This is a genomic window from Thermoactinomyces sp. DSM 45892 (genome assembly GCF_900107305.1).
Taxonomy (GTDB): domain Bacteria; phylum Bacillota; class Bacilli; order Thermoactinomycetales; family Thermoactinomycetaceae; genus Baia.
Genome location: NZ_FNPL01000008.1, coordinates 105,254 through 128,819, shown reverse-complemented (window position 1 = coordinate 128,819; position 23,566 = coordinate 105,254). Strand labels below are relative to the sequence as shown.

Sequence of the window (23,566 nt, the reverse complement as noted above, 5' to 3'; positions counted from 1 at the left end):
CCGAAATAAATAATTCTGAATAAATCGTTTTTTATTTACAGAGAAGAAAAGGCCAACTAAAGATTGACTGCCACATTGAAATAAGATATAATATTTCTGAATATAATATTATATCTGTAAACACATGCTATTAAAAAGTGTTTGCATTGTTAGTAGCATGTGACCTGAAGCCAACAGGTCTTTTTTCAGTTTTTGATTTGGTTCCATCACAGCAGTTTTTGCCCAAGCCCCCGAAAAGGTGTATTAACCAAAATATAGGATACGGTTCATATTTGGAGTTCCTGTTAGCCTCATTCGGAGCGTTGGGCAAGATACTGCATTTTCATTAGCAGAAAAGTTGGAAGCGGGTAATGTGATGAAGATATGGTCCAATAAAGGAAGGAAGTGAGAGTCATGATCGATACACCTATGCATGTCGAAAATCGAGTTGAGACAGGCTTAGATTTTACAGTACAAATTTATGTTGACCCAGCGGGTGATCGACTGCGTGTAGATGATTACAGGGGAAATGTTTTCTCAATCATGAAACGTATTGAAGAGATTGCCAAGCAATACCACTTTACTAAGGTTTTTGTGAAAGCAAGAAGTGAGGACTGGCAATCTTTTGTGTCCAGAGGTTACATGTTAGAAGGGATCTTTAAAGGATACTTTAACGGAAGTGATGCATATAGCGTAGCTCTTTATTTTAGTCTTGAGAGGCGCACCAGTGACCATTGGATAAAAGAAAATGAGATCCTACAAAAAGTGCAAACCCACCCCATGACATCGGATCCCAAAGAGTTTTCAAGCAATTATCACATGCGTTTAGCAATAGAAGAGGATGCGGAGCAACTAGCAAACTTGTACAACACTATTTTTCAATTTTATCCAACTCCAATGAATGATGAAACATACGTTCGAAATGCGATTGAAAACGGCACCATTTTTTATGTGGTTGAAAACGAAGATCAAATTGTAAGTGCCGCTTCTGCAGAATTAAATACGACCTATAACAATGCAGAGATAACGGATTGCGCTACATTATCAGAACATCGTCGGCATGGATTTATCAAGAATTTAATTCTATCACTTGAAAGTGAGCTAAAACAAAGAAGTATTTTTTGCGTATACTCATTAGCACGCTCTCTTTCGTTTGGAATGAATATGGCATTTCATCAACTTGGCTACGAGTATACGGGTAGGCTAACAAAAAATTGCAATATACATGACAAATTTGAGGACATGAGCTTGTGGACGAAGGATTTGTCTGTGTAGGGGATTCCGACAGAAAAGTACAGCTTATACCATTACCAAGTCATCCGTTTGTCGGATGGCTTTTTTGTTCTTCATCCAGTGCTTGTTTCCTATATTTCCGAAAACGCAGAATCGTATATATCCCAGCAACAAACCAGACCACACCAAAAAGCGAGTAGGTATAGTTTTGAATATTAGATGAACTGATGCTAAAGATATTGAATAACGTTTTTAGATTCGTCATGATAATGAGTCCACCTACTAGGACTCCTAATATAGGGGCAGGGATGAGTCGTACTAACCAAGCGGCAATGGGGGCTGCTATGACACCACCTATCATCAGAGCGAGCACCCACTCCCAGTGAAACTGCTCCCATCCGAGCGAGATTAGAAAGCCTAGTGTAGCGGAGAAGGCAATGGCAAATTCGCTCGTATCTACAGAGCCTACTACTTTTCGTGGTTCCAGTTCCGTTCGCGCCATCAAGACAGGCGTAGCAAGCGGGCCCCAGCCGCCGCCACCTGTAGAATCTGCAAATCCTGCAATAAACCCTAGAGGGACGAGTAGTTTTTTACTGGGAGTTCGGTTTGACAGGTTCATATTCTGCTTAAAACGAACAAATGAAAACCGAAATAGAACATAGACCCCTAGTAAAAACAAAAACATCGCAACATACGGTTTCACCAATTCGCCAGGTAGATTACTTAAAAAACAGGCACCCATAAACGCCCCTATCGAACCCGGCAAAATCAAACGAAGAACCGTTTTCTTATCTACATTTCCAAAACGGATATGCGAAACCCCAGAAGCCGCCGTTGTCACCACTTCAGACATATGCACAGATGCAGATGCAATCGCTGGCGCAATCCCAAACAGCAATAATAATGAACTCGACGTCACCCCATACGCCATCCCTAGCGCACCATCCACAAGCTGTGCAAAGAACCCCACGATAATAAAGGTAACCAAACGATTCATATCATCCCTCCATTCAACACAAATACTTATAATACATATATGATTACTTTGTATTAGGGTATGACATGATAAGATATTTCAAAATCATATATTAAACAAAAAGACATGTAGAGTTAAATCATGAGTGAACATAATTTAAAAAAACTCTCCTTCATGAATGGCTAAGGGAGCAAAGTTAAGACAAGCCCTTCTGATCGTGCTTCAGAAGGGCTTGTCTAACTAACATCATTTTATTTCAGATAAACTGCCCTTATCGACTGTGTAGTAGTAATTTTCAATAGGGCTGTGGCCTGTTGCTCCAGAGAAAATATGTACCCGGATATCTGTTATACGATCACCATTGAAGTCTCCAAATCTCAAACTTGGCTCATATCCGCCATTCCCCACTTCTACTTGTGTCCTTTTGTGACTTTTCCCATCAACCACTCGAAGATATAGCTTTTCATTCCAGCCATCCTGTGGAAACTCTTTTTGACCGATTAGTGTGATTACATCCTTTACTCTATCTCCCGTCACATCTCTCTTGACTTGAGTAATCATATACCGAACACGTTTTCCAGAATCTTTCGTAACCACAGATTCCCCTGAATCGGATGCAGCAAATGCTTGTGGAATGATATGAAAACCAGACATAGCCATCAACCCAGACACCACTAAAATCCCACTTTTCAACCATAGCTTCGTACATACTTCTTTCATTTTTTCACCCTATTCTATATTTTCATAACCTATTTTATATTATATCGATCACTTAGATTGTTTGTAAAGTTTTTCCATATGTTTTATTCCTAATATATATTTTCTTGATATACCTAAATATCAACTCAGCTTTCTCTTCCATGATTGATAGCTGATAACATATATAATCTTAATCCAACCTGTATTTCTCTTACAAAAGAGTAATACAAGTGAAAGGAAAACAAATGGGAGGAAATCGGAGCATGGATTAAAATATCAATATAAACAAAAACAAAACGGAGGTGAGCTTGATGAACTGGATGACAGTGCTAAAAACGGTATTCGAAGTTGTATTTAATGTATGGATTGGAAAAGAAAGAGGTGGGGTCTAATTTGAATACGATTGCGCATATGAAAGGAAAAACTTAGAAGTCATTCTACGTAAATTCGGGAATGACTTCTTTTTATTTTATGTTACAATGAGAGTAAGGAAGTAAAGAAGTAAAGAATACAAACCAATCCTGAAGGTGATTTTATGCATGTATATCGCATTAGCTCGAAGGGTCAAGTTACTGTACCTAAGGAAGTTCGAGAGTGCTTAGAATTAAAAGAAGGTGATTACATCACTTTTGGGATTGAAGATGGAAGAGTTTTCATCGATAAAGTTCAGATGGTACAAGGTGATCTCTCCCACAAAACCGATTAGAGAGGAGTAGATAGATGGAAGCTGTATTAAAACAACCACAACCAACTCCGGAGATAACCCCCAAAGACCATAAAAAGCTATCTGCATTAGCTTTATGTAAACGAGGTATCTTAATTTTCTTAGGTGCTATTTTGATGGCTGTAGGCTTGGAGATATTTTTAGTGCCAAACCAAGTTATTGATGGTGGCGTTGTCGGAATCGCAATCATGTTGTCGCACTTATCTGGTCTAAACTTAGGGCTTCTTTTGTTTGTATTAAATGTTCCGTTCTTTTTCCTCGGCTACAAACAAATTGGAAAAACGTTTACCATCTCTTCTATCTTTGGTGTCATCGTGATGTCTATTGGCACAAATTTGTTGCATCCTGTACAACCTTTAACCTCAGACCCATTACTCGCTGCTGTATTTGGCGGAATGATCTTAGGTGTAGGTGTGGGGCTAGTCATTCGATACGGTGGCTCTTTGGATGGAACAGAGATCTTAGCCATTGTGTTTAACAAACGCATTCCTTTATCCGTTGGTCAAACCGTCATGTTCATCAACCTATTTATTCTAGGGAGTGCTGGATTCGTCTTTTCATGGGATCGTGCTATGTACTCATTGATGGCTTACTTTATTGCCTATAAAGCAATTGATGTCACCATCGAGGGTTTCAATGAAACGAAGTCTATTTGGATTATTAGTGATAACCCAAGATTACTTGGGGATGCAATCTTGAACCGCTTAGGAAGAGGCGTTACGTACCTAAATGGCGAAGGTGCATTTACAGGAGAAGAGAAAAAAGTCATCTTCTGTGTGATTACTCGTCTAGAAGAAGCAAAACTGAAAGCAATCGTGGAAGATATTGATCCACAGGCATTCCTCGCCGTTGGAAATATTCATGATATCCAAGGTGGAAACTTTAAGAAACGAGATATTCATTAGCACTCATCCTTTTATCATTCAAAAAGAAGTAGACTCTTCATTTGAAGGGCTACTTCTTTTCTATAGTAAATCCAGCCAACGATTTCGCATATTCAAGAGGATTCGTCATCACTTGATCAAACATTTGACGATTATTCTTAATATACAAAGGCATATAAAGATCATGGTACTTATTTATCTCTAGCAGCCAGATTCGCTTCTCGCTATCCACGGCGATGTCTAGACCCACGTCTCCAAACAAACCGTGTTCGTCAATTACCTGACACGCTTGTTTACAAACCTCTTTTATCTCCTCTTCCATCACCTTGATTTCTTGATTAGAAGCTGAGAACATTTTTTTTAATGCCACTGCGCCCTTCCGTAATTGACCCTTTTCTCGAAAGTTAGTTGTGATACTCCCTTTCTCTCCAATTCGGGCAAGAATCCCGACACATGTCCATTGTTTTCGCTTCCCTTTCTGCATAATGACACGGAAATCAGTAGAAAAATCTTTTCGATCTGGAAGAACATCTTGTTGGATCATATAATCCATGGTTTGTAGTTTTTCTAATAGTTGATATATCCCTTCTTGCGTAAGGATCGTTTTTTGCTGGTCCCGATCAATGAAATGGTATTTTTCTCCTTTTTTCTTCACTAAAAAGAGCCCTACTGCCCGTCGTGATATATTGGGCTTTAGAAAGACCGATCCATACTTGTCGATCATACCTTGAAAGCTTTGGATATCGACTAGTTTTTTTGTTTCAGGTAGATGTTCTCTTAACGTTTGCGAAAGCCATTTCCATAAGATCCATTTACTAAAAGTGCGAGAATTAAAGACTTTTCCTGAAACATGATTCGCTAGTTCTGTAGGAATTTTTTTACAAAACATCCTTCTGTACATAGCATCTGGAAAAGGAAGCCGTGTAGAGCACCAGACTTCTTTCTCATCTCTCGCTTTGGGATTAAAGTAGGATCCTTGGATGGTTCTCGTTTTCGTTTTAACATTTCGTAATGTAAATACGTAGATTAATCCTTTTAGCTGGGGGTATTTTTTTACATGACAGGCAAAGTAGGGATACTTTTTTAGGCTGGGCAAAAGGATTCCGATTACAGGACCTATATGGATCTCATCCTCTTTTATCTGTACCTCGTAAGGTAACACAGGAATGGGGAAAGGAAAGGGTTGAGCCGGAATGCCTAGTGTACGATCCGGGAGTTTCTTACTTATTTTCACTTGTAATTCACAGGTATACGAACCAAAATGAAGCGACATCGTATCTGGGAGCGAACTTTTCTGTGCAAAGGGATTTCGGGGTAGAAGGATATTGTTTGTTTTCTTGATCCATTGAATCCTCACCATTTCACCTCTCTGTATACTTCGGTTTAGAAGTATGATTTCTACTATATGTATATTCATGGACTACTCAACGGTTAAAAAAGAGCAACTGCATGGTTGCCCTATCTGAAACTCTCTTTATTTATCTCTCTATATGAATCGGCAAACTTTTTAGCGATTGGCCTGTGACTGAATCCGTTAGATGGTCTGATACTTTCATCCCATCGATTGGACTAATATTTGAAAAGCGCTCAACAAAAGAAGTAAATAACATAGTCGCTTCCAAACGTGCCAGAGGAGCGCCTAGGCAAAAATGAGCGCCCGCTCCAAAGGTCAGGTGATGCTGATTCCCAGAACGATGGATATCAAAATCTCCGGCATGTGCAAATTGGGATTCGTCTCGATTTGCGGAGGCGATCCAAGCAACGACCATTTGTCCCTGTTTCATCTCGTGTCCAAATATGTCAGTATCTTGAGCTACTCTCCGATCCATGGTAACTAAGAATCGAAAACGAAGAGCCTCTTCTACTAACTTAGGAATGAGGGACACGTCTTTACGTAACTCTTGGTAAATGTCTGGTTTATCAAATAGCATGGCGTAAAATGTATTTGAAATCAGCGTGGTCGTCGTTTCATTCCCAGCACCTAGTAGTCCAATTCCCGACATCACTACCTCTTCATCGGTTAGTTTCTCACCCTCTAACTCTGCTTGAACCAGGTCAGAAAGAATATCATTTGCTGGATTTCGCCGTTTTTCAAGCACAATTGGATGTAAGTATTCTCGAAACTCCTTCATCGCTTGTGCCTTTTTTGCCGCGATATCAGTAAATAAATCCTTGGCGTAAGGGAGAAAGAGGATGTTTGACCAAGCTTTAAATAATTCTCGATCTTTTGAAGGAACTCCGAGCAAATCGGCAATGACAATGATTGGCAATGGGACAGCCAGCCTTTGTACTATATCCACTGTCGTCTGATCTTCTAGGCCCGCAACCAGTTCGTCTGCCAATAATTGAATGCGAGGCTTCCATTCATTCAGGCTTCGAGGTGTAAATGCTTTTGAAAGCAACGCACGACGACTTCGGTGTTGTGGTGGATCACAGTTGTTTACGTTATTTCGATCATCCTGATCACTACGAGGAATCGGGATTAAGCTACGTTCTCGTTTACTAGAAAATAACTCGTGGTCAAATAACACACGCTTTACATGATCATATAAAAAAACATTCCATACATCTTGTTCAGGGTCATAAAAAACGGGACTCTTTTCGCGCATTTCTTTATACCATGCGTAAGGTTCCCATTGTTCTTCCTTCGATTTTAATTTGGCTATGTCGTGCAATAGGATGGCTTTACGCAATGATGCTTCCATAAAGAAAACCTCCTCGACATTTATTTTACTTACTTAACTAATTATAACATAGTAAATGTAGAAATATAATACTATCTAATGAATATTCAATTATTTTCATAGAAGAAAGCACTACCCAAAGGATAGCACTTTCTTACACCCTACTACTGTGCAAATCGCTTATGTAACTCAGGAGCCAAGCCATGAGACACTCGCCAAATGTCACCCGCGCCCATAGTAATCACTAATGTTTCAGGATGTACCGATTCTGCAAGATAGTGGATAATATCATCGATGGATGCCATAAACTGTGTATTTGGATTGCTGTTTTCGACGATCAACTTCGCTAAGCGCTCTGCCGATACGCCTGGGATCGGTTTTTCCCCTACAGGTGCATACAGCGTATGAATAATAACCTCGTCTGCTTCTCCAAAGGCTTCGCTAAACTCCTGCATCAGATGATAGGTACGAGAATATCGTTGTGGCTGAAATACACACACAATCTTTTTCTTGGAAGCTTTCGCGCCTTTAAGAGTTGTGACAATTTCTGTTGGATGATGGGCATAATCATCGACGACTAATACATCATTTACTTCATCAATCACCTGGAAACGTCGTTTTGCCCCCTGACACTCTGATAGAGCTGCTGCCGCTGCTGCGAACTGCACCCCTAACTCTAGTGAAGTAATGATAACCGCAAGTGCATTGGCGATATTATGACGTCCGGGAATACGAATCGTCACATCACCTAGCTCATGACCGCGATGAACCACGGTAAAGGTAATCGCGCGAAATTTCTCACGAATATTTACTGCACGATACTCGGCATCCGGATGGTCAATTCCATACGTAATGTACTTTCCTTTTACGCGCTCAGCCATACTTCTTACATGCTCATCATCCCAGCATAAGATCGCTGCTCCTTCTGGACGCACCTGACTTAAAAACTCTCGATACGCTTGTTTTAAGTTTTCAAAGTCGCCGTGGTAGTGTTCGAGATGATCAGGTTCAATATTGGTCACGACAGCGATATGCGGGAAGTATTCGAGAAAAGAGCCATCGCTCTCATCCGCTTCTGCTACTACAAATTTACTTTCGCCGGCCTTGGCATTACTTTTTAATCCGACTACTTCTCCACCGATGATGTATGTCGGGTCTTGGCCACAGATCTCAAGTGTTTGAGCGATCAAGGACGATGTAGTTGTCTTGCCATGCGCTCCAGCCACGGCGATCCCTGTTTGATCATTTAACAGCCGCGCCAACATTTGTGCACGATGGATTACTTCAATGCCTTGTCGCCTTGCTTCTTCAATCTCTGCATTATCTTGAGCGATGCTGGTAGAGTATACAACTAGCTCTGCACCATGTACATTTTCTGCTTGGTGTCCCATTGTTACTTTAGCACCACGCTCTATCAAGCGCTCAACCAAAGAGTTTACCGCTACATCAGAGCCAGATACAGGAAAACCCATATCGAGGAGGACACGCGCAATGGCACTCATCCCGTACCCACCGATCCCAATAAAATGTACTCTTTTTTTCTCCACTTGGATCACCAACCTTCTCACCATTTAAATCGATCTTACAAAATAAGGGCGTACTTCTGAAACGAGATATAAAGAACCTGTAATGACGACTACATCGTCTGAATTTGCTTGATTTACTGCTACCTGAACCGCATCTTCTGTCTTTTCAAATGCTTGTACCGTGCCTGAGAAATAAGGCGTTAACATGGTAGCTAGCTCATTTGCTCTACGTGAGCGTGGGAAGTTCGAAATTTCCGTTACGATGATTTCATGTGCTATATCCACAATGGGCTTTAGTATGTCGATTTCTTTATCTTGTAGGGAAGCCAACACAAAGCGGATTTTCTTATGTGGATACCACCTCGTAAGGGATGCTGCTAATGACAAAATCCCATCTTGATTATGGGCACCATCTAGTATTACCAGCGGTTGATCCTGTACCTTCTCCATACGCCCCGCCCAATGAACCTTTTCAAGTCCTACTCTAATGTGGGTTTCTTCCACCACTGTTATGTACCTGCGCCTGAGAATGTCGATCGTCATGAGGGCCGTTGCTGCATTCTCAAACTGGTGAACCCCTTGTAAACCAATAGAAAGATTCGTCAGTCTTTCAAAAGGACTCGTAAAGGAAAAAACTTGTTTATTAGCTGTACATTCTTCTATTTCATAGGAAAATTGTTTATGTAATTGATAAATGGCGGCCGATTCATTCTGGGCAATCCGATGAATCACAGATTGGGCATCCCCCTCTTCGACACTACTTACGAGGGGAACTCCGCGCTTGATAATCCCCGCCTTTTCGCGAGCAATATCTGGTAATGTGGAACCTAAAAACTCTTTATGATCATATCCAATGTTCGTAATGACCGATACAAGCGGATGCACCACATTCGTCGAATCCCAGCGTCCACCCAGTCCCGCCTCCCAAACGACGAACCATGGACAAGCATCTAATGCAAAGTAGCAAATCCCAACAAGCGTCCAAACCTCAAAAGGGGAGGGAGCATTTCCCTGTTCCACTAATTCTTCTAGGTACGGAAGCAACGTATTGCTCCACTGGACAAACGATTCTTCCGAAATGCCGATTCCATCTACTTGAATTCGTTCATTCCACTCTAAAATATGGGGAGATAAAAACACTCCAACCGAGTAGTCAGCCTCTCGCAAGATTGAAGTAATCATAGCACCTGTGGAACCCTTTCCATTCGTACCTGCGATATGAATCCATTTGCATCGGCGCTCTGGATGTCCAAGTCTAGCCAACACCCATTTCATACGATCCAGACCAGGCTGAATCCCCATTACACAATGCTGATCCATCCAATCTTGGACTTCTTGGGCTGCTCTAAACAACGTAGCTCGCTTCCTTCCTTCGATCTCTGCACACTCAGCATCGATCCATACTCTGTCCATTTTGCAATGGATTCCCCGTTTCGTCAACAGAAGGAACAGGGTAGGAAACAGATCCTACCCTTCTTTCCTTATCGCAAATGAAACTTTTGTTTTACCCATTACTTATTGTTGTAATTCGTTTAATCGCACTTGTACTTTCTCACGCTTTTCGAGGTAATCTTTCTCTTTTCTTTTTTCTTCCTCTACTACATGATCAGGGGCTTTGCTTACAAACCCTTGATTCGATAGCTTCTTCCGAACTCGATCCACCTCGGAATTTAGCGTGGTTAGTTCTTTTTTCAACCGATCTATCTCTTGATCGATATCAATCAAACCAGCCAGTGGAATAAAGATTTCCGCTCCCGTTACCACCGCACTCATCGTTTTCTCCGGTGTTCCGGCTGTCATAGAAATCGTTAATTCCTCTGTTTTACAGAAATGGCGAATGAAAGCTTCCCCTTGTAAAAGAAGTTTTTCGGTCGTCTCATCACTTGGGCGAATAATCAATTCTATCATCTTGCTCAAGGCTACATTTGCCTCGGCACGGATATTTCGCACGTTTCGGATTACCTCGATCAACAAAGCGATTTCCTCTTTCGCTTCGGAAAACTGTAGCTCTGCTTGTTCTTCCGGCCACTTTGCTGTAACGATACTTTGCCCTTCATGAGGAATTTGTTGCCAGATTTCTTCGGTAACAAACGGAATCATCGGATGCATAAGACGAAGAATCTGATCCAAAACGTGGCAGAGAACGGATTGAGCTGTTTTCTTGACTAGTTCATCATCACCATATAGATGCAGTTTTGCTAGTTCGATGTACCAATCACAGAAGTCATCCCAAACAAATTCATATAAAGCACGGCCTGCTTCATTTAACTGGTACGATTCTAGGTAATCGGTCACTTGACCAATGGTTTCCTGAAGACGAGTCAAGATCCATTTATCTGCTGTACCGAGATTGCCTGATAGATCGATATCTTCAACCTTGAAATCTCCTAGATTCATAAGCACAAAGCGGCTTGCATTCCAAATTTTGTTGATGAAGTTTCTGGCTTGTTCGACCCGTTCGATACGGAAACGCAGATCTTGCCCTGGAGTGGAGCCTGTAGATACCATAAAGCGCATCGCATCTGCGCCGTATTGTTCGATTACTTCAAGCGGATCCACACCATTTCCTAAGGACTTGGACATCTTCACGCCATTTGCATCCCGAACTAATCCGTGAATCAGCACATCTTGGAATGGTTTTTGCCCTGTAAATTCAAGGGCAGTAAAAATCATACGCGACACCCAAAGATAGAGAATATCATGTCCGGTAACTAAGACGCTATTAGGGAAATAGCGATCTGCATCATCCGTTTTTTCAGGCCACCCCATCGTCGAGAACGGCCACAGCGCGGAACTAAACCAAGTATCCAGCACATCATCGTCCTGACGGATATCGGTACACTTACAGGACTGACAATATGTTGGGTCTTCATACGTTACCGTCATTCCTCCACAGCTATCACAATACCAAACCGGAATACGATGTCCCCACCACAACTGACGAGAGATACACCAATCGTGAATGTTTTCAATCCAACGGACATACTGATGCTCGAAGCGTTCGGGAACAAAGGTTACTTTATCTTCACTCTTCTGAAGCTGGATAGCCTGCTGTGCAAGAGGTTTCATCTTCACAAACCACTGAGTAGATAGATACGGCTCGACAATGGCATCAGAACGTTCACTATGCCCAACCGAATGAATATGCTCCTCTATTTCAACCATCACACCTGATTCTTGTAGATCTTTCGTAAGTTGTTTTCGACATGCAAAACGGTCCATGCCTTGATATTTTCCTGCGTTTTCATTCATAGCTCCTGTTTCATCCATCACTACGATCTGTGGTAAGTTATGACGTAGTCCCATCTCGAAATCATTTGGATCATGAGCTGGTGTAATTTTCACAGCACCTGTTCCAAACTCTTGATCCACATACTCATCCGCGATAATAGGGATTTCACGCCCTATGATCGGTAAAATCAACATTTTCCCGATCATATCTTGATAACGCTCATCCGCTGGGTGAACGGCAACTGCAGTATCTCCCAACATCGTCTCAGGTCTTGTGGTGGCTACTTGAATATAACCAGAACCATCCTTCAACTGATAGCGCATGTGGTATAGCGCACCCTTAATCTCTTTATGAATCACTTCTACATCAGAGAGAGCTGTACGTTGTGCTGGGTCCCAGTTAATGATTCGTTTACCGCGATAGATTAACTCCTTGTTAAACAGATCAACAAACACTTTGCGAACCGCTTGAGATAATCCTTCATCCAAGGTAAAACGCTCCCTTGAATAATCCATCGAGAAACCCATTTTGCTCCATTGTTCACGAATCGTTTTTGAGTAGTGATCCTTCCACTCCCAAGACTTTTCTAAAAAAGCTTCTCGCCCGAGATCGTGGCGGCTAATGCCTTCTTCTCGAAGTTTCGCTTCCACTTTTGCTTGCGTCGCAATGCCCGCGTGATCCATGCCCGGTAGCCATAGTGTGTCATACCCTTGCATCCGTTTCATCCGAATCAGTACGTCTTGTAGCGTAAAATCGAGAGCATGTCCCATATGTAGCATTCCTGTAACATTCGGGGGAGGTAAAACAATGCTGTAAGTAGGACGATCTTTATCGCCTGAAGGTCGAAATAATTCATGTTCTAGCCAAAATTGATATCTTTTTTGTTCTACGGATTTCGGATCATACTTCGTAGACATTTGCAGTTCGTTATCCATACATTCATCTCCTCAATATAATAAAACCCTTCATCCATCAAAGGACGAAAGGGTTATTTTCGCGGTACCACCTTTGTTCATAAGTAAGCATTCACATCCAACTTATGCACTTAGGGCCTGTTAACGGATAGGCTTCCGGTCTACCTTACTATGGATCGATAAATAACCATCTGTTCGGGGAGACAGCTTTCGGGTGACGTTCGATCTAGATTCCTTAGGAAATCTCTCAGCCGATGGATTTCCTTCTCTGATAGGTATTGCTGGATCTACTCTTCCCGGTCATAGCTCATCGATATGAATTCTTTGTACAATATTCTAACGCGAAGAAGGGGGTGAGTCAAATAATATATCTATAAGTTCGCCATTATATTATCCACGTATTCCAAAGGTATGCTTCACATGATCAATCATACCCTCTGGGTCTGCTAAAAAGGTGAACAGCAACATCACGCTTAATAGCATAAATGCTAGAAAGCCGATAAATAAGGCCCCACGATAAAATTTGGAAGCAAACGTCTTAACAAAACTCAAATGGAATCTCCTCCCATAAAAACTGGTACCTACATTTTAACATATTTCTTATTCTCTACGTTTTCCGTGTCCATGTCTAGATAGACCAAGAAATCTACATAATATTGGCGCATATGGTATTCAACCAGTACATTTTATGACAAACTGCATATCTTATCGGGTATACAAGCAAAGTTTCCCTAAGGAAACATTATAAGCAGAGACCACAACTAGTACGGTCAGAAGATCATTCTACCTTGAACTACTACCACCTGTAAAGGTGATAGATTCCTGCGAACCCGTCTAGCCTTAGCATCACACCCAATTCATCCCACCGCTTATAGAAGCGGGAGTACTCTTAGATAATTCAGATAGAACAGGAGGAGACATAATGTGGGAAGCACTTTTTCTAGCTCTCTCCCTCTCGCTACCCGCCAAATTTATTCGACGTGTAGTAGATCGCAGGCCAAAAGAGAAATAGGGCGTAAAGGAAAAGAAAAACCCCGGGAATCCCCAAGGTTCAGTCTCTGTCATTGTCTTCTAGATCTAGATGATCTAGATGATCTAGATGATCTAGATCTGGCTCACTTTCACCTTGTGATGATGGCTTCATTTCCTTTATTTCCTTTGGCGCCCTTGTTTCTTGTGTTTCCTTTATTAGTTTTGGTTCCTTTATTGGTTCTGTTTCCTTTATTGGTTTTGTTTCTTTTATTGGTTTTGTTTCTTTTGTTGCTTTGGTTGACTTCGTTCCCTTGGTCGCCTTTAATGTTGTTTTTGCCGCTGCCTTGGTCGATTTTTTAGCTGGTTTCGTACGTCCTGTTTTTGGGGGTTCGGTCTTCCATAATCGTTTCACCACATCAAACAACGCATGCATCTGCTGAATTTTGTTTTCTAGTTGAACCACGGCATCACTCTCACCCATGATTCTGGGTCTATCATAATACTTATGAGCGAGGCGCAATACGTTCTCTGGATAAGAGAGGTAGATAGCGAGTAGTTTCTTTTCTTTCGGACTGAGTGGATTTTCAGATTCATACACTTCTATTAAGTGCTGAATTTCTTCTGGATCCAGGTTTCTATGTTGGAATCGGCGTAAAAATACTGCCAGATCACGGACAGGAGTATCAATTTCCGCATCGTCAAAGTCAATCCAATAAAATTGCTCATCATCGCGAACTACATTGGAGGGATGTAGGTGACCGTGGCATAAAGTATATCTAGGAGGCACACCTGATTCAGCTTCGACAAAGCGCTCCAATCCCTTGATCGCAAATGTAAACAATCGGTCCACCAAATCAATTTGTCCCACATATACTTTATCAAATGGAGACTTATATTCTCGATTTTGAACGACTTCTTGATATTCGCTTAATTTAGTTTGATAACCTTTCCATCTCTCAACTTGCTCCTGCTCTACCTGCTTCGTTCGATCCACATGTTCGCTTACCAACGGTTCTGCTTGTTTGTGAAATATTCCTAATGAACGCACAAGTACTTCCGGATTATAATCAAATTCTTGAGGTTCCTGTGGTTGTACCCAAGGGGTTAGATACCAACATTTCCCCTCACGCTCGACAAATGTTTCATTCTGTTCCGTCTTTTTACACGAAAGTAGATTTGGATAACCTGCATCATGAATCTGATCTGTAATATCATGAATCAATGCAAGTGTATCTGCTGATTGAGAAGTCGATTTCAAAGCAAACCATCTTTCACCATCAAATACTTGCCAAACGTTACGTGATCCTTTTTGAACATGTTGTGGCTTGAAACGAAACTGTTTACATACCTGTTTAATGACGGAACGTTCGTCCCGACTATCTTTTTCTTGGTTCACATCTTCCCTCTCCTTCTTAGGAGGTTACAAGCAAACTTTCCTAATCTATACTTGGGATACAAACAATCTGACCCTCTTCTAGTTGTTCGGAGCTTAGGTGGTTACAAAGTTTAATACGGGAAGAAGAGACTTGATATCGATCCGCAAGAGAGTCAACCGATTCTTCCTTTTGAATAATAACAAGTCGCATTGCTGTAAAGGTTTCTGGCTTCTTACCTACTAACCAATAGGACCATTCATTTACACCTTTTTCAGGCTCATCTAAATCATAATCATCTGGCCCCAGATCTGGGTCTCCTCGTCCATCCATCATTTCAAGATCATTTGCCGAAAATCTCCGCTCCATTTCTGGCTGCCTTGCTTCATCTGGAAAAGGATAAACATACTCTTCCTCTGGTTCATATTCTGGTTGCATCGGTCGTCTTTCATTACTATATCTGGATCTTGATACTTCTCTTTCTAGCTCATATGGGTCTTGAAGATCTTCTACATCTGGATGATAGTGGGTAAATAACTCTTGTGCAGAGAAATGATCGTCTTCCTCTGACACTTCACTCTCCGATTGTCCGGGTTGTGCCTGGAAGAACGGTTGGCTATCTTCCACCATCGAATCTTCTTCCAGCGATTGGGTTGAATGTTTTCCGGATGCGACTCCGTCAATGAATAGAATCGCTTCAATCTGCAATTCAAATGGAGAGACTAATTGGTAATCAAATGATTCTACTTCTGCTGATACATTGCTAATATCAGCTCGATCTGCCGGTAGCGTAATTTCCACAGGAATCACATACGAGATACCCTCTGGTTCATCAGCCATCGAGACTTCCGAATCACCTGACTCTCCTATATAACTTCCGTTTAGGCGCAGATAGCCTTGAATTCTCACATGATGACCTTCATCCAATATCTGTACATCTGGAAATAAGTCCAATTCAAGTACACGAACAATGCCCAGTTGTTGTGGATGCAGGCTCACCTTTTCTGAGATATCAAAACGAAGTTGGTTATATTGATTTTCCACTTTTCTAAATTCCCTCCCCAAACAATCTGTCCATACCAAGAATGGAATGTTATTGTATCTATATGCGACACTCTTTGCTATATACCGATTTTCGGATGAGGAGTTATTTTCATAGAAAATAGACTAGGATTGGGTTTCCTAGTCTATAGCAACTTGCTTTTTTATTTAACTAGAGTTGTTTTAACGCATTGCGATTTGCCTCAATGGTGCGGGCAATTTCTTCTTCCGAGTGAGCTGTAGAGACAAACATCCCTTCAAACTGGGAAGGTGGCAAAAAGACGCCTTCCTCTAACATCAAGCGGAAATACTTCGCAAATCGCTCCGTATCTGCCATCTTCGCTTGATCATAAGAGGTTACTTTTTCTCCCGTAAAGAACAGACATACCATGGAACCAACGCGGTTAATATGGTACGGGATGCCGATCTCTTCTGCATTTTGACGGATCCCTTCCGCTAGACGAGCTCCCTTTTTATCTAGCTCATCATATGCTTCTGGTGTCATCTGTTTAAGCGTAGCGATCCCTGCTGCCATAGCAAGAGGATTTCCAGACAGAGTGCCCGCTTGATAGACAGGACCTACTGGAGCTACCATCTCCATGATCTCGCGCTTCCCACCATATGCACCAACTGGCAAACCACCGCCGATCACTTTCCCCATCGTGGTTAGATCAGGAGTGATATGGTAAAGTCCTTGTGCAGAATGATATCCTACACGGAACCCTGTCATCACTTCATCAAAAATCAGGACGATGCCGTATTGATCACTCAAGGAACGTAACCCCTCTAAAAAACCTGGAGCAGGTGGAACTACACCCATATTCCCTGCAATCGGCTCTAAAATAATGGCCGCAATATCGTCGCCAAATTTTTCACAAGCCAATGATACGCTCTCTAAGTCATTATAAGGCACCGTAAGAGTATGTTCCGCCGTTTGCTCCAGCACGCCTGGGCTATCTGGAAGGCCCAGTGTAGCTACCCCAGATCCAGCTTTAATCAGCAAACTATCTGAATGTCCATGATAACTACCTTCAAACTTTAAGATCTTACTTCGTTTCGTATAAGCACGAGCAAGACGCAAGGCACTCATGGTTGCTTCGGTACCCGAATTCACCATACGAACCACTTCTACGGAAGGCATCCGTTCGACAACCATCTGAGCCATCTGAGTCTCTAGTTCCGTTGGAGCACCAAAACTAGTCCCTTTCTCAGCCGTATCTTTAATGGCTTGTACAACAGTAGGATTAGCATGTCCTAAGATGAGTGGACCCCAAGAGCAGATGTAATCGATATACTCATTTCCATCTACATCCGTTACCCTTGATCCCTTCCCTTGTCCAATGTATACAGGATTCATCTTCACCGATTTAAAGGCACGAACAGGGCTGTTTACACCACCTGGGATAATCCTAACTGCTTCCTGAAAGTGATGGATGGAGCGTTCAAATTTCTTCTTGATCTTCTTCACTCCCTCTCTTGTTGTCTTATATCGAACCATACTTCTTAGTATTGTAACGCAAATAGGATAAAAACACACCTATTCACCGTGAATTCGTCGTTTCTGGAAGTTTTTTGTAATAAATTGGGATTTAACAGGAGGTTATTTTATTTTTAGGTCGAATTTTATACCCTACAGTTAGTTTGGAAGGAGTCAACAACGATGGATGAGTACAAGTCCATATTAAATAAAATCTTAGAAGCTGTGCAGATACATCATGCCAAATTCGATAGTTTAGAGCTTCGAATGGCTAGATTAGAAGGCAAGATTGACGGACTCGAGATGCGTTTGACGAGTGTGGAAGAGCGTCTTACGAACGTGGAAGAGCGTCTTACGAACGTGGAAGAACGTCTTACGAACGTGGAAGAGCGTCTTACGAACGTGGAAGAACGTCTTACTGACGTAGAAGAAAGTGTAAGAATCCTTAAGGGAGAATTCGGCGAACATCAATTACGGCTAGAGCGCCACGAAGTAAGCCAACAAATTCTCGCCCAGAAAATATTTGCACATGACACTGACATCTTGCACATGAAAAAAAGATTTTTTGCATAAGAAGAAGCCCCGTGGTTCAGCTCCTCGGGGCTTCTTCTCACTTAGAGAACATCTACACTGTATAGCTTCCTTCCTTTATCCAACACGCTACATCCTTGGCATGGTACGTTAGGATCATTTCAGCCCCAGCACGTTTAAAACCGACTAGCATCTCCATGACCACTTTTTGCTCATCGATCCATCCATTTTGTGAGGCAGCCTTAATCATGGAGTACTCTCCACTTACATTGTAAGCGACTACAGGTAAATCAAAGTTTTCTTTTACCCGATAGATCACATCTAAGTAGGCAAGTCCTGGTTTTACCATTAATAGATCTGCACCCTCCATCACATCGGAAGTAGCTTCTCTCATTGCTTCACGGGCATTGGCAGGGTCCATTTGATAGGTGCGGCGATCTCCGAAAGAAGGGGTAGAGTGGGCCGCATCTCGGAACGGACCGTAAAAGCTAGAAGCATATTTTACCGCATAAGACAGAATCGGAATATGAGGGAAGCCTGTTTCATCTAACCCTTGACGTATCGCCGCCACAAAACCATCCATCATATTAGAAGGGGCAATCATATCAGCCCCCGCTTCTGCTTGGGAAACCGCTGTTTGTACTAATAGTTCCAGCGCTTGATCGTTCAGGATCTCGCCATCTTCAACAGGTCCACAATGTCCATGATCTGTATATTGGCATAAACAGGTATCGGCAATCACATACAGTTCCGGAGCTTCCTGTTTAATCAAGCGGATCGCTTTTTGGACGATTCCATGTTCATGATATGCTTGGCTCCCACAAGAATCTTTTGTGCTAGGCACTCCAAAGACGATCACTGAAGGTAATCTCAATTCGACGATTTCGTTTAATTCATTTTCCAATTGATCGAGAGAAAAGTGAAATACACCGGGCATGGAAGGAATCTCTTGTTTAATATTTTCGCCCTCTACGATAAAGAGCGGATAGATAAGGTCGCTTGTATGTACATGATTTTCACGGATCATGCGGCGAATTTGTTGGTTAGCACGAAGACGGCGGTGGCGTGAAAAGGTGTTCACGTGTGGATCCCTCCCTATGGGTTCTAATTTTAAGTCTAAATATCAGCTGTCTATGGTCAGGTCTATACTAGATGATTTAGAGAAATGGCACAGATAAACAAAGAACAACTTAATGCTTTTTGCTAGATTGCATTGCTACTTTCAATACTGCCTGAATTAATCCTTCTATCGTATATGGCTCAGCAATAGCTGCTACATTTAGCCCTAGTTTGATAGCTGCGCCAGCTGTAACGGGTCCAATGCAGACAAGTTGAGTAGTAGATAGCAAAGCTTGTACATCTGGACGTATGGACTGCATCACTTTGGCAAAGTTTTGGACGGTGGAGGAGCTAGTGAATGTGATGATATCAAGTAGCCCTTGTTCGAGGTAGCAAGCAACTCCCTCTGCATCTCCCATGTCTAACTGAGTCTCGTATAAATCGATCTCCACAACTGTACATCCCTCTTGTCTAAGCGCAATCGGTAGTATTTCCCGGGCAAGATTGCTACGCGGTAGCAAGACTTTCTGGCCAGGCTCGACCATCGGCAATAGTTGATCTATTAAATCCTCTGCCCGAAACGTAAGGGGTACCAGATCCACTTGCACCCCTTTGGCTTCAATGGCTTGAACGGTTTTAGGGCCGACTGCGGCGATTTTCACCTGTTCCATAATATCCAGTTGTAACTCGCTAAGTCGCTTGAAGAAAAATTCAGCTCCATTCACACTCGTTAGCACGATCCAATCAAAATGAGCGATTTGCTGCAAAGCCGCATCAATTTGACTTAAATCGGAAGGCATGACGGTTCGAATCATCGGCATTTCGATGGGATCACCGCCTAAGTCTGCGATTCGTTTTACCAGCTCACTGCTCTGACTACGAGCACGCGTTACGAGGACTCGATGTCCCAAGAGTGTTTTTTTCTCCAGCCGAGGTAGATGTTTTTGAATCGAATCGTTCATCGTAGGCTACCCCTCTTTACACCGAAACAGAAGCCAATAATTCACCTGCTCCTAATTCAATCAATCGATTTGCAAGTTCTTGGCCCATCTTGATTTCGTTTTTACCTATAATGGAATCAGCAATCATTTTTTTACCAGTAGGATCGCCAACTAATCCTTTTAGTTGTATTTGCTCCTCGCAGATCTGGGCATATGCTGCGATCGGCAAATGACAGCCACCATGGAAAGCTTGGAGAAATGCCCGCTCTGCACGTACCGCCCTAGCTGTCTCTTCATGATTGATTTTCGCTAATAGGGATCGGGTCTCCCGGTCATCCTCTCGACATTGAATCGCAAGCGCCCCTTGACCCACTGCTGGCAACATCGTCTTAACCGAAATCCATTCCGCGATATCCTCCTGCCAAGATATTCGATTCAAACCAGCCGTCGCTAGGATAATCGCATCAAACTGGCCATCGTTCATCTTCTGTACGCGAGTATCAATATTTCCACGAATCGGCTCAACTCGCAGATCAGGACGAATCGCCAAAATTTGAGCTTGTCTACGCAAACTACTCGTTCCCACTATAGAACCAGAAGGCAGTTCTTCTAGCGTTGATCCATCCCGCGATAAAAGACAGTCCCTTACATCTTCTCGAACTGGAATCGCCCCAATTATTAATCCATCTGGCATTTCAGCGGGTAAGTCTTTCATACTATGGACAGCTAAGTCAATCTCCCCGTTTAAAAGGGCACTTTCGATTTCCTTGACAAATAGACCTTTCCCACCTACTTTGGATAGGGTCACATCGAGGATTTTGTCCCCTTTGGTAACGATTTTTTCTAATTCAACTGTAAGCTTCGGTTCCATCTCTTTTAAACGATCCATCACCCAGTTGGTCTGGGTCATCGCAAGTTTACTTTTTCGTGTTCCGACCACGATGGTTCTCATACCGCACAAGCCTCCTGTTTCAAAGCCTCTAGACCCAGTGGTGAAAGCTCCATCTAGAGAGTAATACATTCCCGATCATAACCAGTATGGCAACTACATTCCACCAAGCCAATCGTTTTCCCTGCCAGCCAACCCGACGCCACTGCCATAAAATCAAGCTGTATACAGTTAAAGTCAGAAGGGAAGAGACCATTTTAGGGTCTATCCATACAGATGGTTGGACGACCTGAATAGCCCAAATCCCACCAAGTAGAAGCGAAACAGCAAGACAAGGAAGACCTACAATCAGAGAGCCTGTTGAAAACCGCTGTAAACTTCCTAAACTCGGGAGTTGTGTAAGGAAACGATTCCATTGTTTCTTTTTTAATAAAAAACTTGCTATATAGTATAAAAAAGCACTGATACTTGATAATGAAAAGGCAACATAGCCAATGATAGCAAGCGATATATGGACAAAAATCAGTTCAGAAACCATGATCACTTCTTTTTGAAATGGCACACCCCGTACAAAAAATAACTGAATCGCTAACACGATCAGACCTACAGAGCTAATCGTCATAAAAAATATATCGAGCTTTACGATGTGTTGATAATATAAGGCAAAGGAAATGAGAGCCCACGTATAAAGAAGGATCGGATCAATCTCCGAAATCTGTGGCCATGTCCGCCACATTTCCATCTCAATCAGGGACAACTCAATCCCCCAAACCATAAATAAAAGCGCAGATGAAGCGATCGTGGCCCTTGGATTCGGTTTAATCAATCCAGCAAATCCAAATAGCAAACTGAGCATATAGGCATAGATCAAAAAGTCGTATAACCAACGTTCAGCAAGCAAATCCCCTCATCCCCTTTCCTGTCATTTATCAGGAGATCGAAATCGTTGTTTTGAGAGTCTTCGCTACATCCGTTTCTATTTTTTCTTCACATGTATCCCCTGTTTTTTGAAGCTCCTTCTCCAATGCAAAGAGATGGACAAACAAGTCTAACGCTTCTTCTTTCTGAGGACCTGCTGCCAGTTCTTTCATTCTTACTATAGGGTCCCGTAGCATTTGATTAATAATGCTTTTAGTGTGCTTATTCAGCACTCGACGCTGGTGCTCTGTCAATTCGGGAAGCTTCCGTTCAATCCGTAACAAAGCCTCTTCTTGAATGGAAATCGCTTTTTCACGCAAAGCCGTAATGAGCGGAACCACACCCAGTGTTTGCAACCATTCGTGAAACTTCTCACACTCAAGCAAAATCCATTCCAACACTTTTTCGGCTTCTTGATGGCGTAATTTCATATTTGCCTCCACAATACCATGTAAATCATCAATATCGTAGAGAAATACTTGATCTAACTCATGGACACTCGGTTCAATATCACGTGGAACGGCGATGTCGATGATAAATAAAGGAGTACGCCGATTCTCTATCACAGGCGCGATAAACTCCTTCGTAATGACAGCTTGCTCCGCTCCCGTTGAAGAGACAACGATATCCGCCTCTGCTAGAGATGGAAGAAGCTGATCCCACGGACGTGCTTCACCGCGGAATCGACTCGCCAACTCTTCCGCTTTTGCCAACGTGCGATTAATCACAATCACACGGGCAGCTCCGCTTGACGCAAAATGCTTCGCTGTTAGTTCAGTCATCTTCCCAGCGCCTATTAATAAAATCGTCTGGTTTTGAAAAGAGGAAAATAACTTTTTACCTAATTCTACTGCTGCATAGCTCACCGAAACTGCATTCTGGCCTATTTCTGTTTCAGAGTGCACTTTCTTGCCAAATGTAACCGCTTGTTTAAAAAGCATATTAAATACTGTACCTGTCGTACCAATCTCTAGGGCTTGCAGAAAAGCCGTTTTCATTTGACCTAAGATCTGTGTCTCACCAATCACGAGGGAATCTAATCCACACACAACGCGAAATAAATGATGTACAGCCTCTTGATCTTGTTTTATATATAGATGCTCTTGAAATTCTTCTTTCGGTATGCGAAACCAACTCTCCAAAAACGCCTTAGAGTAGTACTCACCAGTATGAAGTTGATCCACTACTACATATAACTCCATGCGGTTACATGTACTAACGATCACACATTCTAGAATACTCTTCATATCTCGCAAGCTTCTTAAAGCCATAGTAAGACGATCTTCTTGAAATACAAGTCGCTCTCGCAACTCTACAGAAGCTGTCTTATGACTAAATCCAATTGTCAGTATATGCATAATCTATTTCACTCCAATCTCTACAACTTCCCATTTAACAGAAGAAGAGATCATAAAACCATTCAAAACGTTCATAAAAACCAAGACATATTATAACATACAGCGATCTAAATCTCTCTTCATTTCCTGTGAACATTTTAGCGCATAGCCACACAT

20 protein-coding genes and 1 other annotated feature are annotated in these 23,566 nt (G+C 42.2%); of the genes, 4 read left to right on the top strand and 16 right to left on the bottom strand.

Annotated features, from left to right (window positions below; all coding sequences use genetic code 11):
• The first annotated feature begins 393 nt into the window (after nucleotides 1–393).
• Nucleotides 394–1,254, top strand: coding sequence for a putative beta-lysine N-acetyltransferase (ablB, locus tag BLU58_RS08210; protein ID WP_093291740.1), 861 nt, complete (start codon nucleotides 394–396; stop codon nucleotides 1,252–1,254).
• 40 nt (nucleotides 1,255–1,294) lie between these two features.
• Here the strand turns inward: ablB and BLU58_RS08205 are convergent, their stop codons facing one another.
• Entirely contained in the window at nucleotides 1,295–2,209 is a 915-nt protein-coding gene (locus tag BLU58_RS08205; protein ID WP_093291739.1) for a sulfite exporter TauE/SafE family protein, read from the bottom strand.
• Nucleotides 2,210–2,434: 225 nt separating this feature from the next.
• Complete coding sequence (locus tag BLU58_RS08200) at nucleotides 2,435–2,908, bottom strand: FG-GAP repeat domain-containing protein (protein WP_093291738.1); 474 nt, start codon at nucleotides 2,906–2,908, stop codon at nucleotides 2,435–2,437.
• A 514-nt stretch (nucleotides 2,909–3,422) separates the two neighbouring features.
• Between BLU58_RS08200 and BLU58_RS08195 the strand changes: the two genes are divergently transcribed.
• Together BLU58_RS08195 and BLU58_RS08190 are read left to right on the top strand one after the other, a co-directional pair.
• Nucleotides 3,423–3,593, top strand: a complete 171-nt coding sequence (locus BLU58_RS08195) for an AbrB/MazE/SpoVT family DNA-binding domain-containing protein (protein WP_093291737.1) — start codon at nucleotides 3,423–3,425, stop codon at nucleotides 3,591–3,593.
• Nucleotides 3,594–3,607: 14 nt separating this feature from the next.
• A complete protein-coding gene (locus BLU58_RS08190; protein WP_093291736.1) occupies nucleotides 3,608–4,516 on the top strand; it encodes a YitT family protein in 909 nt (302 codons plus the stop codon).
• A 49-nt stretch (nucleotides 4,517–4,565) separates the two neighbouring features.
• Here BLU58_RS08190 and BLU58_RS08185 read toward each other — a convergent pair whose 3' ends face one another.
• The 9 genes from BLU58_RS08185 to hemL all read right to left on the bottom strand — a co-directional run bounded on the left by BLU58_RS08185 (nucleotide 4,566) and on the right by hemL (nucleotide 17,696).
• Nucleotides 4,566–5,852, bottom strand: coding sequence for a YheC/YheD family endospore coat-associated protein (locus tag BLU58_RS08185; RefSeq protein ID WP_176786567.1), 1,287 nt, complete (start codon nucleotides 5,850–5,852; stop codon nucleotides 4,566–4,568).
• A gap of 121 nt (nucleotides 5,853–5,973) precedes the next feature.
• Entirely contained in the window at nucleotides 5,974–7,200 is a 1,227-nt protein-coding gene (locus BLU58_RS08180) for a cytochrome P450 (protein ID WP_093291734.1), read from the bottom strand.
• Nucleotides 7,201–7,343: 143 nt separating this feature from the next.
• On the bottom strand, nucleotides 7,344–8,750 hold the full coding sequence (gene murC / locus BLU58_RS08175) for a UDP-N-acetylmuramate--L-alanine ligase (protein ID WP_093291733.1): 1,407 nt from the start codon (nucleotides 8,748–8,750) through the stop codon (nucleotides 7,344–7,346).
• Entirely contained in the window at nucleotides 8,751–10,118 is a 1,368-nt protein-coding gene (locus tag BLU58_RS08170; RefSeq protein ID WP_093291732.1) for a bifunctional folylpolyglutamate synthase/dihydrofolate synthase, read from the bottom strand.
• 102 nt (nucleotides 10,119–10,220) lie between these two features.
• Entirely contained in the window at nucleotides 10,221–12,872 is a 2,652-nt protein-coding gene (locus BLU58_RS08165) for a valine--tRNA ligase (RefSeq protein WP_093291731.1), read from the bottom strand.
• A 37-nt stretch (nucleotides 12,873–12,909) separates the two neighbouring features.
• Nucleotides 12,910–13,164, bottom strand: a binding site (T-box leader).
• A 77-nt stretch (nucleotides 13,165–13,241) separates the two neighbouring features.
• The gene (locus BLU58_RS16370) at nucleotides 13,242–13,403 is read right to left on the bottom strand and encodes a hypothetical protein (RefSeq protein WP_176786566.1); all 162 of its coding nucleotides are present in this window, start codon (nucleotides 13,401–13,403) and stop codon (nucleotides 13,242–13,244) included.
• A gap of 499 nt (nucleotides 13,404–13,902) precedes the next feature.
• Complete coding sequence (locus BLU58_RS08160; protein WP_093291730.1) at nucleotides 13,903–15,219, bottom strand: phosphotransferase; 1,317 nt, start codon at nucleotides 15,217–15,219, stop codon at nucleotides 13,903–13,905.
• 40 nt (nucleotides 15,220–15,259) lie between these two features.
• Complete coding sequence (locus BLU58_RS08155; RefSeq protein WP_093291729.1) at nucleotides 15,260–16,240, bottom strand: LysM peptidoglycan-binding domain-containing protein; 981 nt, start codon at nucleotides 16,238–16,240, stop codon at nucleotides 15,260–15,262.
• Between the two features lie 169 nt (nucleotides 16,241–16,409).
• Entirely contained in the window at nucleotides 16,410–17,696 is a 1,287-nt protein-coding gene (gene hemL, locus BLU58_RS08150; RefSeq protein ID WP_369813715.1) for a glutamate-1-semialdehyde 2,1-aminomutase, read from the bottom strand.
• Nucleotides 17,697–17,897: 201 nt separating this feature from the next.
• Between hemL and BLU58_RS08145 the strand changes: the two genes are divergently transcribed.
• Nucleotides 17,898–18,287 (top strand): hypothetical protein, encoded by a 390-nt coding sequence (locus tag BLU58_RS08145; protein WP_093291727.1) that lies wholly within the window; start codon nucleotides 17,898–17,900, stop codon nucleotides 18,285–18,287.
• A 52-nt stretch (nucleotides 18,288–18,339) separates the two neighbouring features.
• Here BLU58_RS08145 and hemB read toward each other — a convergent pair whose 3' ends face one another.
• From hemB to hemA, 5 genes are all read right to left on the bottom strand, one after another.
• Entirely contained in the window at nucleotides 18,340–19,326 is a 987-nt protein-coding gene (gene hemB / locus BLU58_RS08140) for a porphobilinogen synthase (RefSeq protein WP_093291726.1), read from the bottom strand.
• Between the two features lie 109 nt (nucleotides 19,327–19,435).
• On the bottom strand, nucleotides 19,436–20,266 hold the full coding sequence (locus BLU58_RS08135; protein ID WP_093291725.1) for a uroporphyrinogen-III synthase: 831 nt from the start codon (nucleotides 20,264–20,266) through the stop codon (nucleotides 19,436–19,438).
• A gap of 16 nt (nucleotides 20,267–20,282) precedes the next feature.
• Nucleotides 20,283–21,197 carry a hydroxymethylbilane synthase gene (gene hemC, locus BLU58_RS08130; RefSeq protein ID WP_093291724.1) on the bottom strand — a complete coding sequence of 305 codons (915 nt, stop codon included), beginning with the start codon at nucleotides 21,195–21,197 and terminating at the stop codon, nucleotides 20,283–20,285.
• Between the two features lie 28 nt (nucleotides 21,198–21,225).
• The gene (gene ccsA / locus BLU58_RS08125) at nucleotides 21,226–22,035 is read right to left on the bottom strand and encodes a cytochrome c biogenesis protein CcsA (RefSeq protein ID WP_093291723.1); all 810 of its coding nucleotides are present in this window, start codon (nucleotides 22,033–22,035) and stop codon (nucleotides 21,226–21,228) included.
• A 28-nt stretch (nucleotides 22,036–22,063) separates the two neighbouring features.
• Nucleotides 22,064–23,410, bottom strand: a complete 1,347-nt coding sequence (gene hemA, locus BLU58_RS08120) for a glutamyl-tRNA reductase (RefSeq protein WP_093291722.1) — start codon at nucleotides 23,408–23,410, stop codon at nucleotides 22,064–22,066.
• Nucleotides 23,411–23,566: the final 156 nt, after the last annotated feature.

What these genes read in the sequence shown, in the direction of transcription:
- BLU58_RS08180 (WP_093291734.1), bottom strand. Translation starts at nt 7,200, where the DNA reads ATGGAAGCATCATTGCGTAAAGCCATCCTATTGCACGACATAGCCAAA.
- BLU58_RS08165 (WP_093291731.1), bottom strand. Translation starts at nt 12,872, where the DNA reads ATGGATAACGAACTGCAAATGTCTACGAAGTATGATCCGAAATCCGTA.
- hemA (WP_093291722.1), bottom strand. Translation starts at nt 23,410, where the DNA reads ATGCATATACTGACAATTGGATTTAGTCATAAGACAGCTTCTGTAGAG.
- BLU58_RS08170 (WP_093291732.1), bottom strand. Translation starts at nt 10,118, where the DNA reads ATGGACAGAGTATGGATCGATGCTGAGTGTGCAGAGATCGAAGGAAGG.
- ablB (WP_093291740.1), top strand. Translation starts at nt 394, where the DNA reads ATGATCGATACACCTATGCATGTCGAAAATCGAGTTGAGACAGGCTTA.
- hemC (WP_093291724.1), bottom strand. Translation starts at nt 21,197, where the DNA reads ATGAGAACCATCGTGGTCGGAACACGAAAAAGTAAACTTGCGATGACC.
- BLU58_RS08200 (WP_093291738.1), bottom strand. Translation starts at nt 2,908, where the DNA reads ATGAAAGAAGTATGTACGAAGCTATGGTTGAAAAGTGGGATTTTAGTG.
- BLU58_RS08135 (WP_093291725.1), bottom strand. Translation starts at nt 20,266, where the DNA reads ATGAACGATTCGATTCAAAAACATCTACCTCGGCTGGAGAAAAAAACA.
- BLU58_RS08190 (WP_093291736.1), top strand. Translation starts at nt 3,608, where the DNA reads ATGGAAGCTGTATTAAAACAACCACAACCAACTCCGGAGATAACCCCC.
- murC (WP_093291733.1), bottom strand. Translation starts at nt 8,750, where the DNA reads ATGGTGAGAAGGTTGGTGATCCAAGTGGAGAAAAAAAGAGTACATTTT.
- BLU58_RS08195 (WP_093291737.1), top strand. Translation starts at nt 3,423, where the DNA reads ATGCATGTATATCGCATTAGCTCGAAGGGTCAAGTTACTGTACCTAAG.
- BLU58_RS08145 (WP_093291727.1), top strand. Translation starts at nt 17,898, where the DNA reads ATGGATGAGTACAAGTCCATATTAAATAAAATCTTAGAAGCTGTGCAG.
- BLU58_RS08205 (WP_093291739.1), bottom strand. Translation starts at nt 2,209, where the DNA reads ATGAATCGTTTGGTTACCTTTATTATCGTGGGGTTCTTTGCACAGCTT.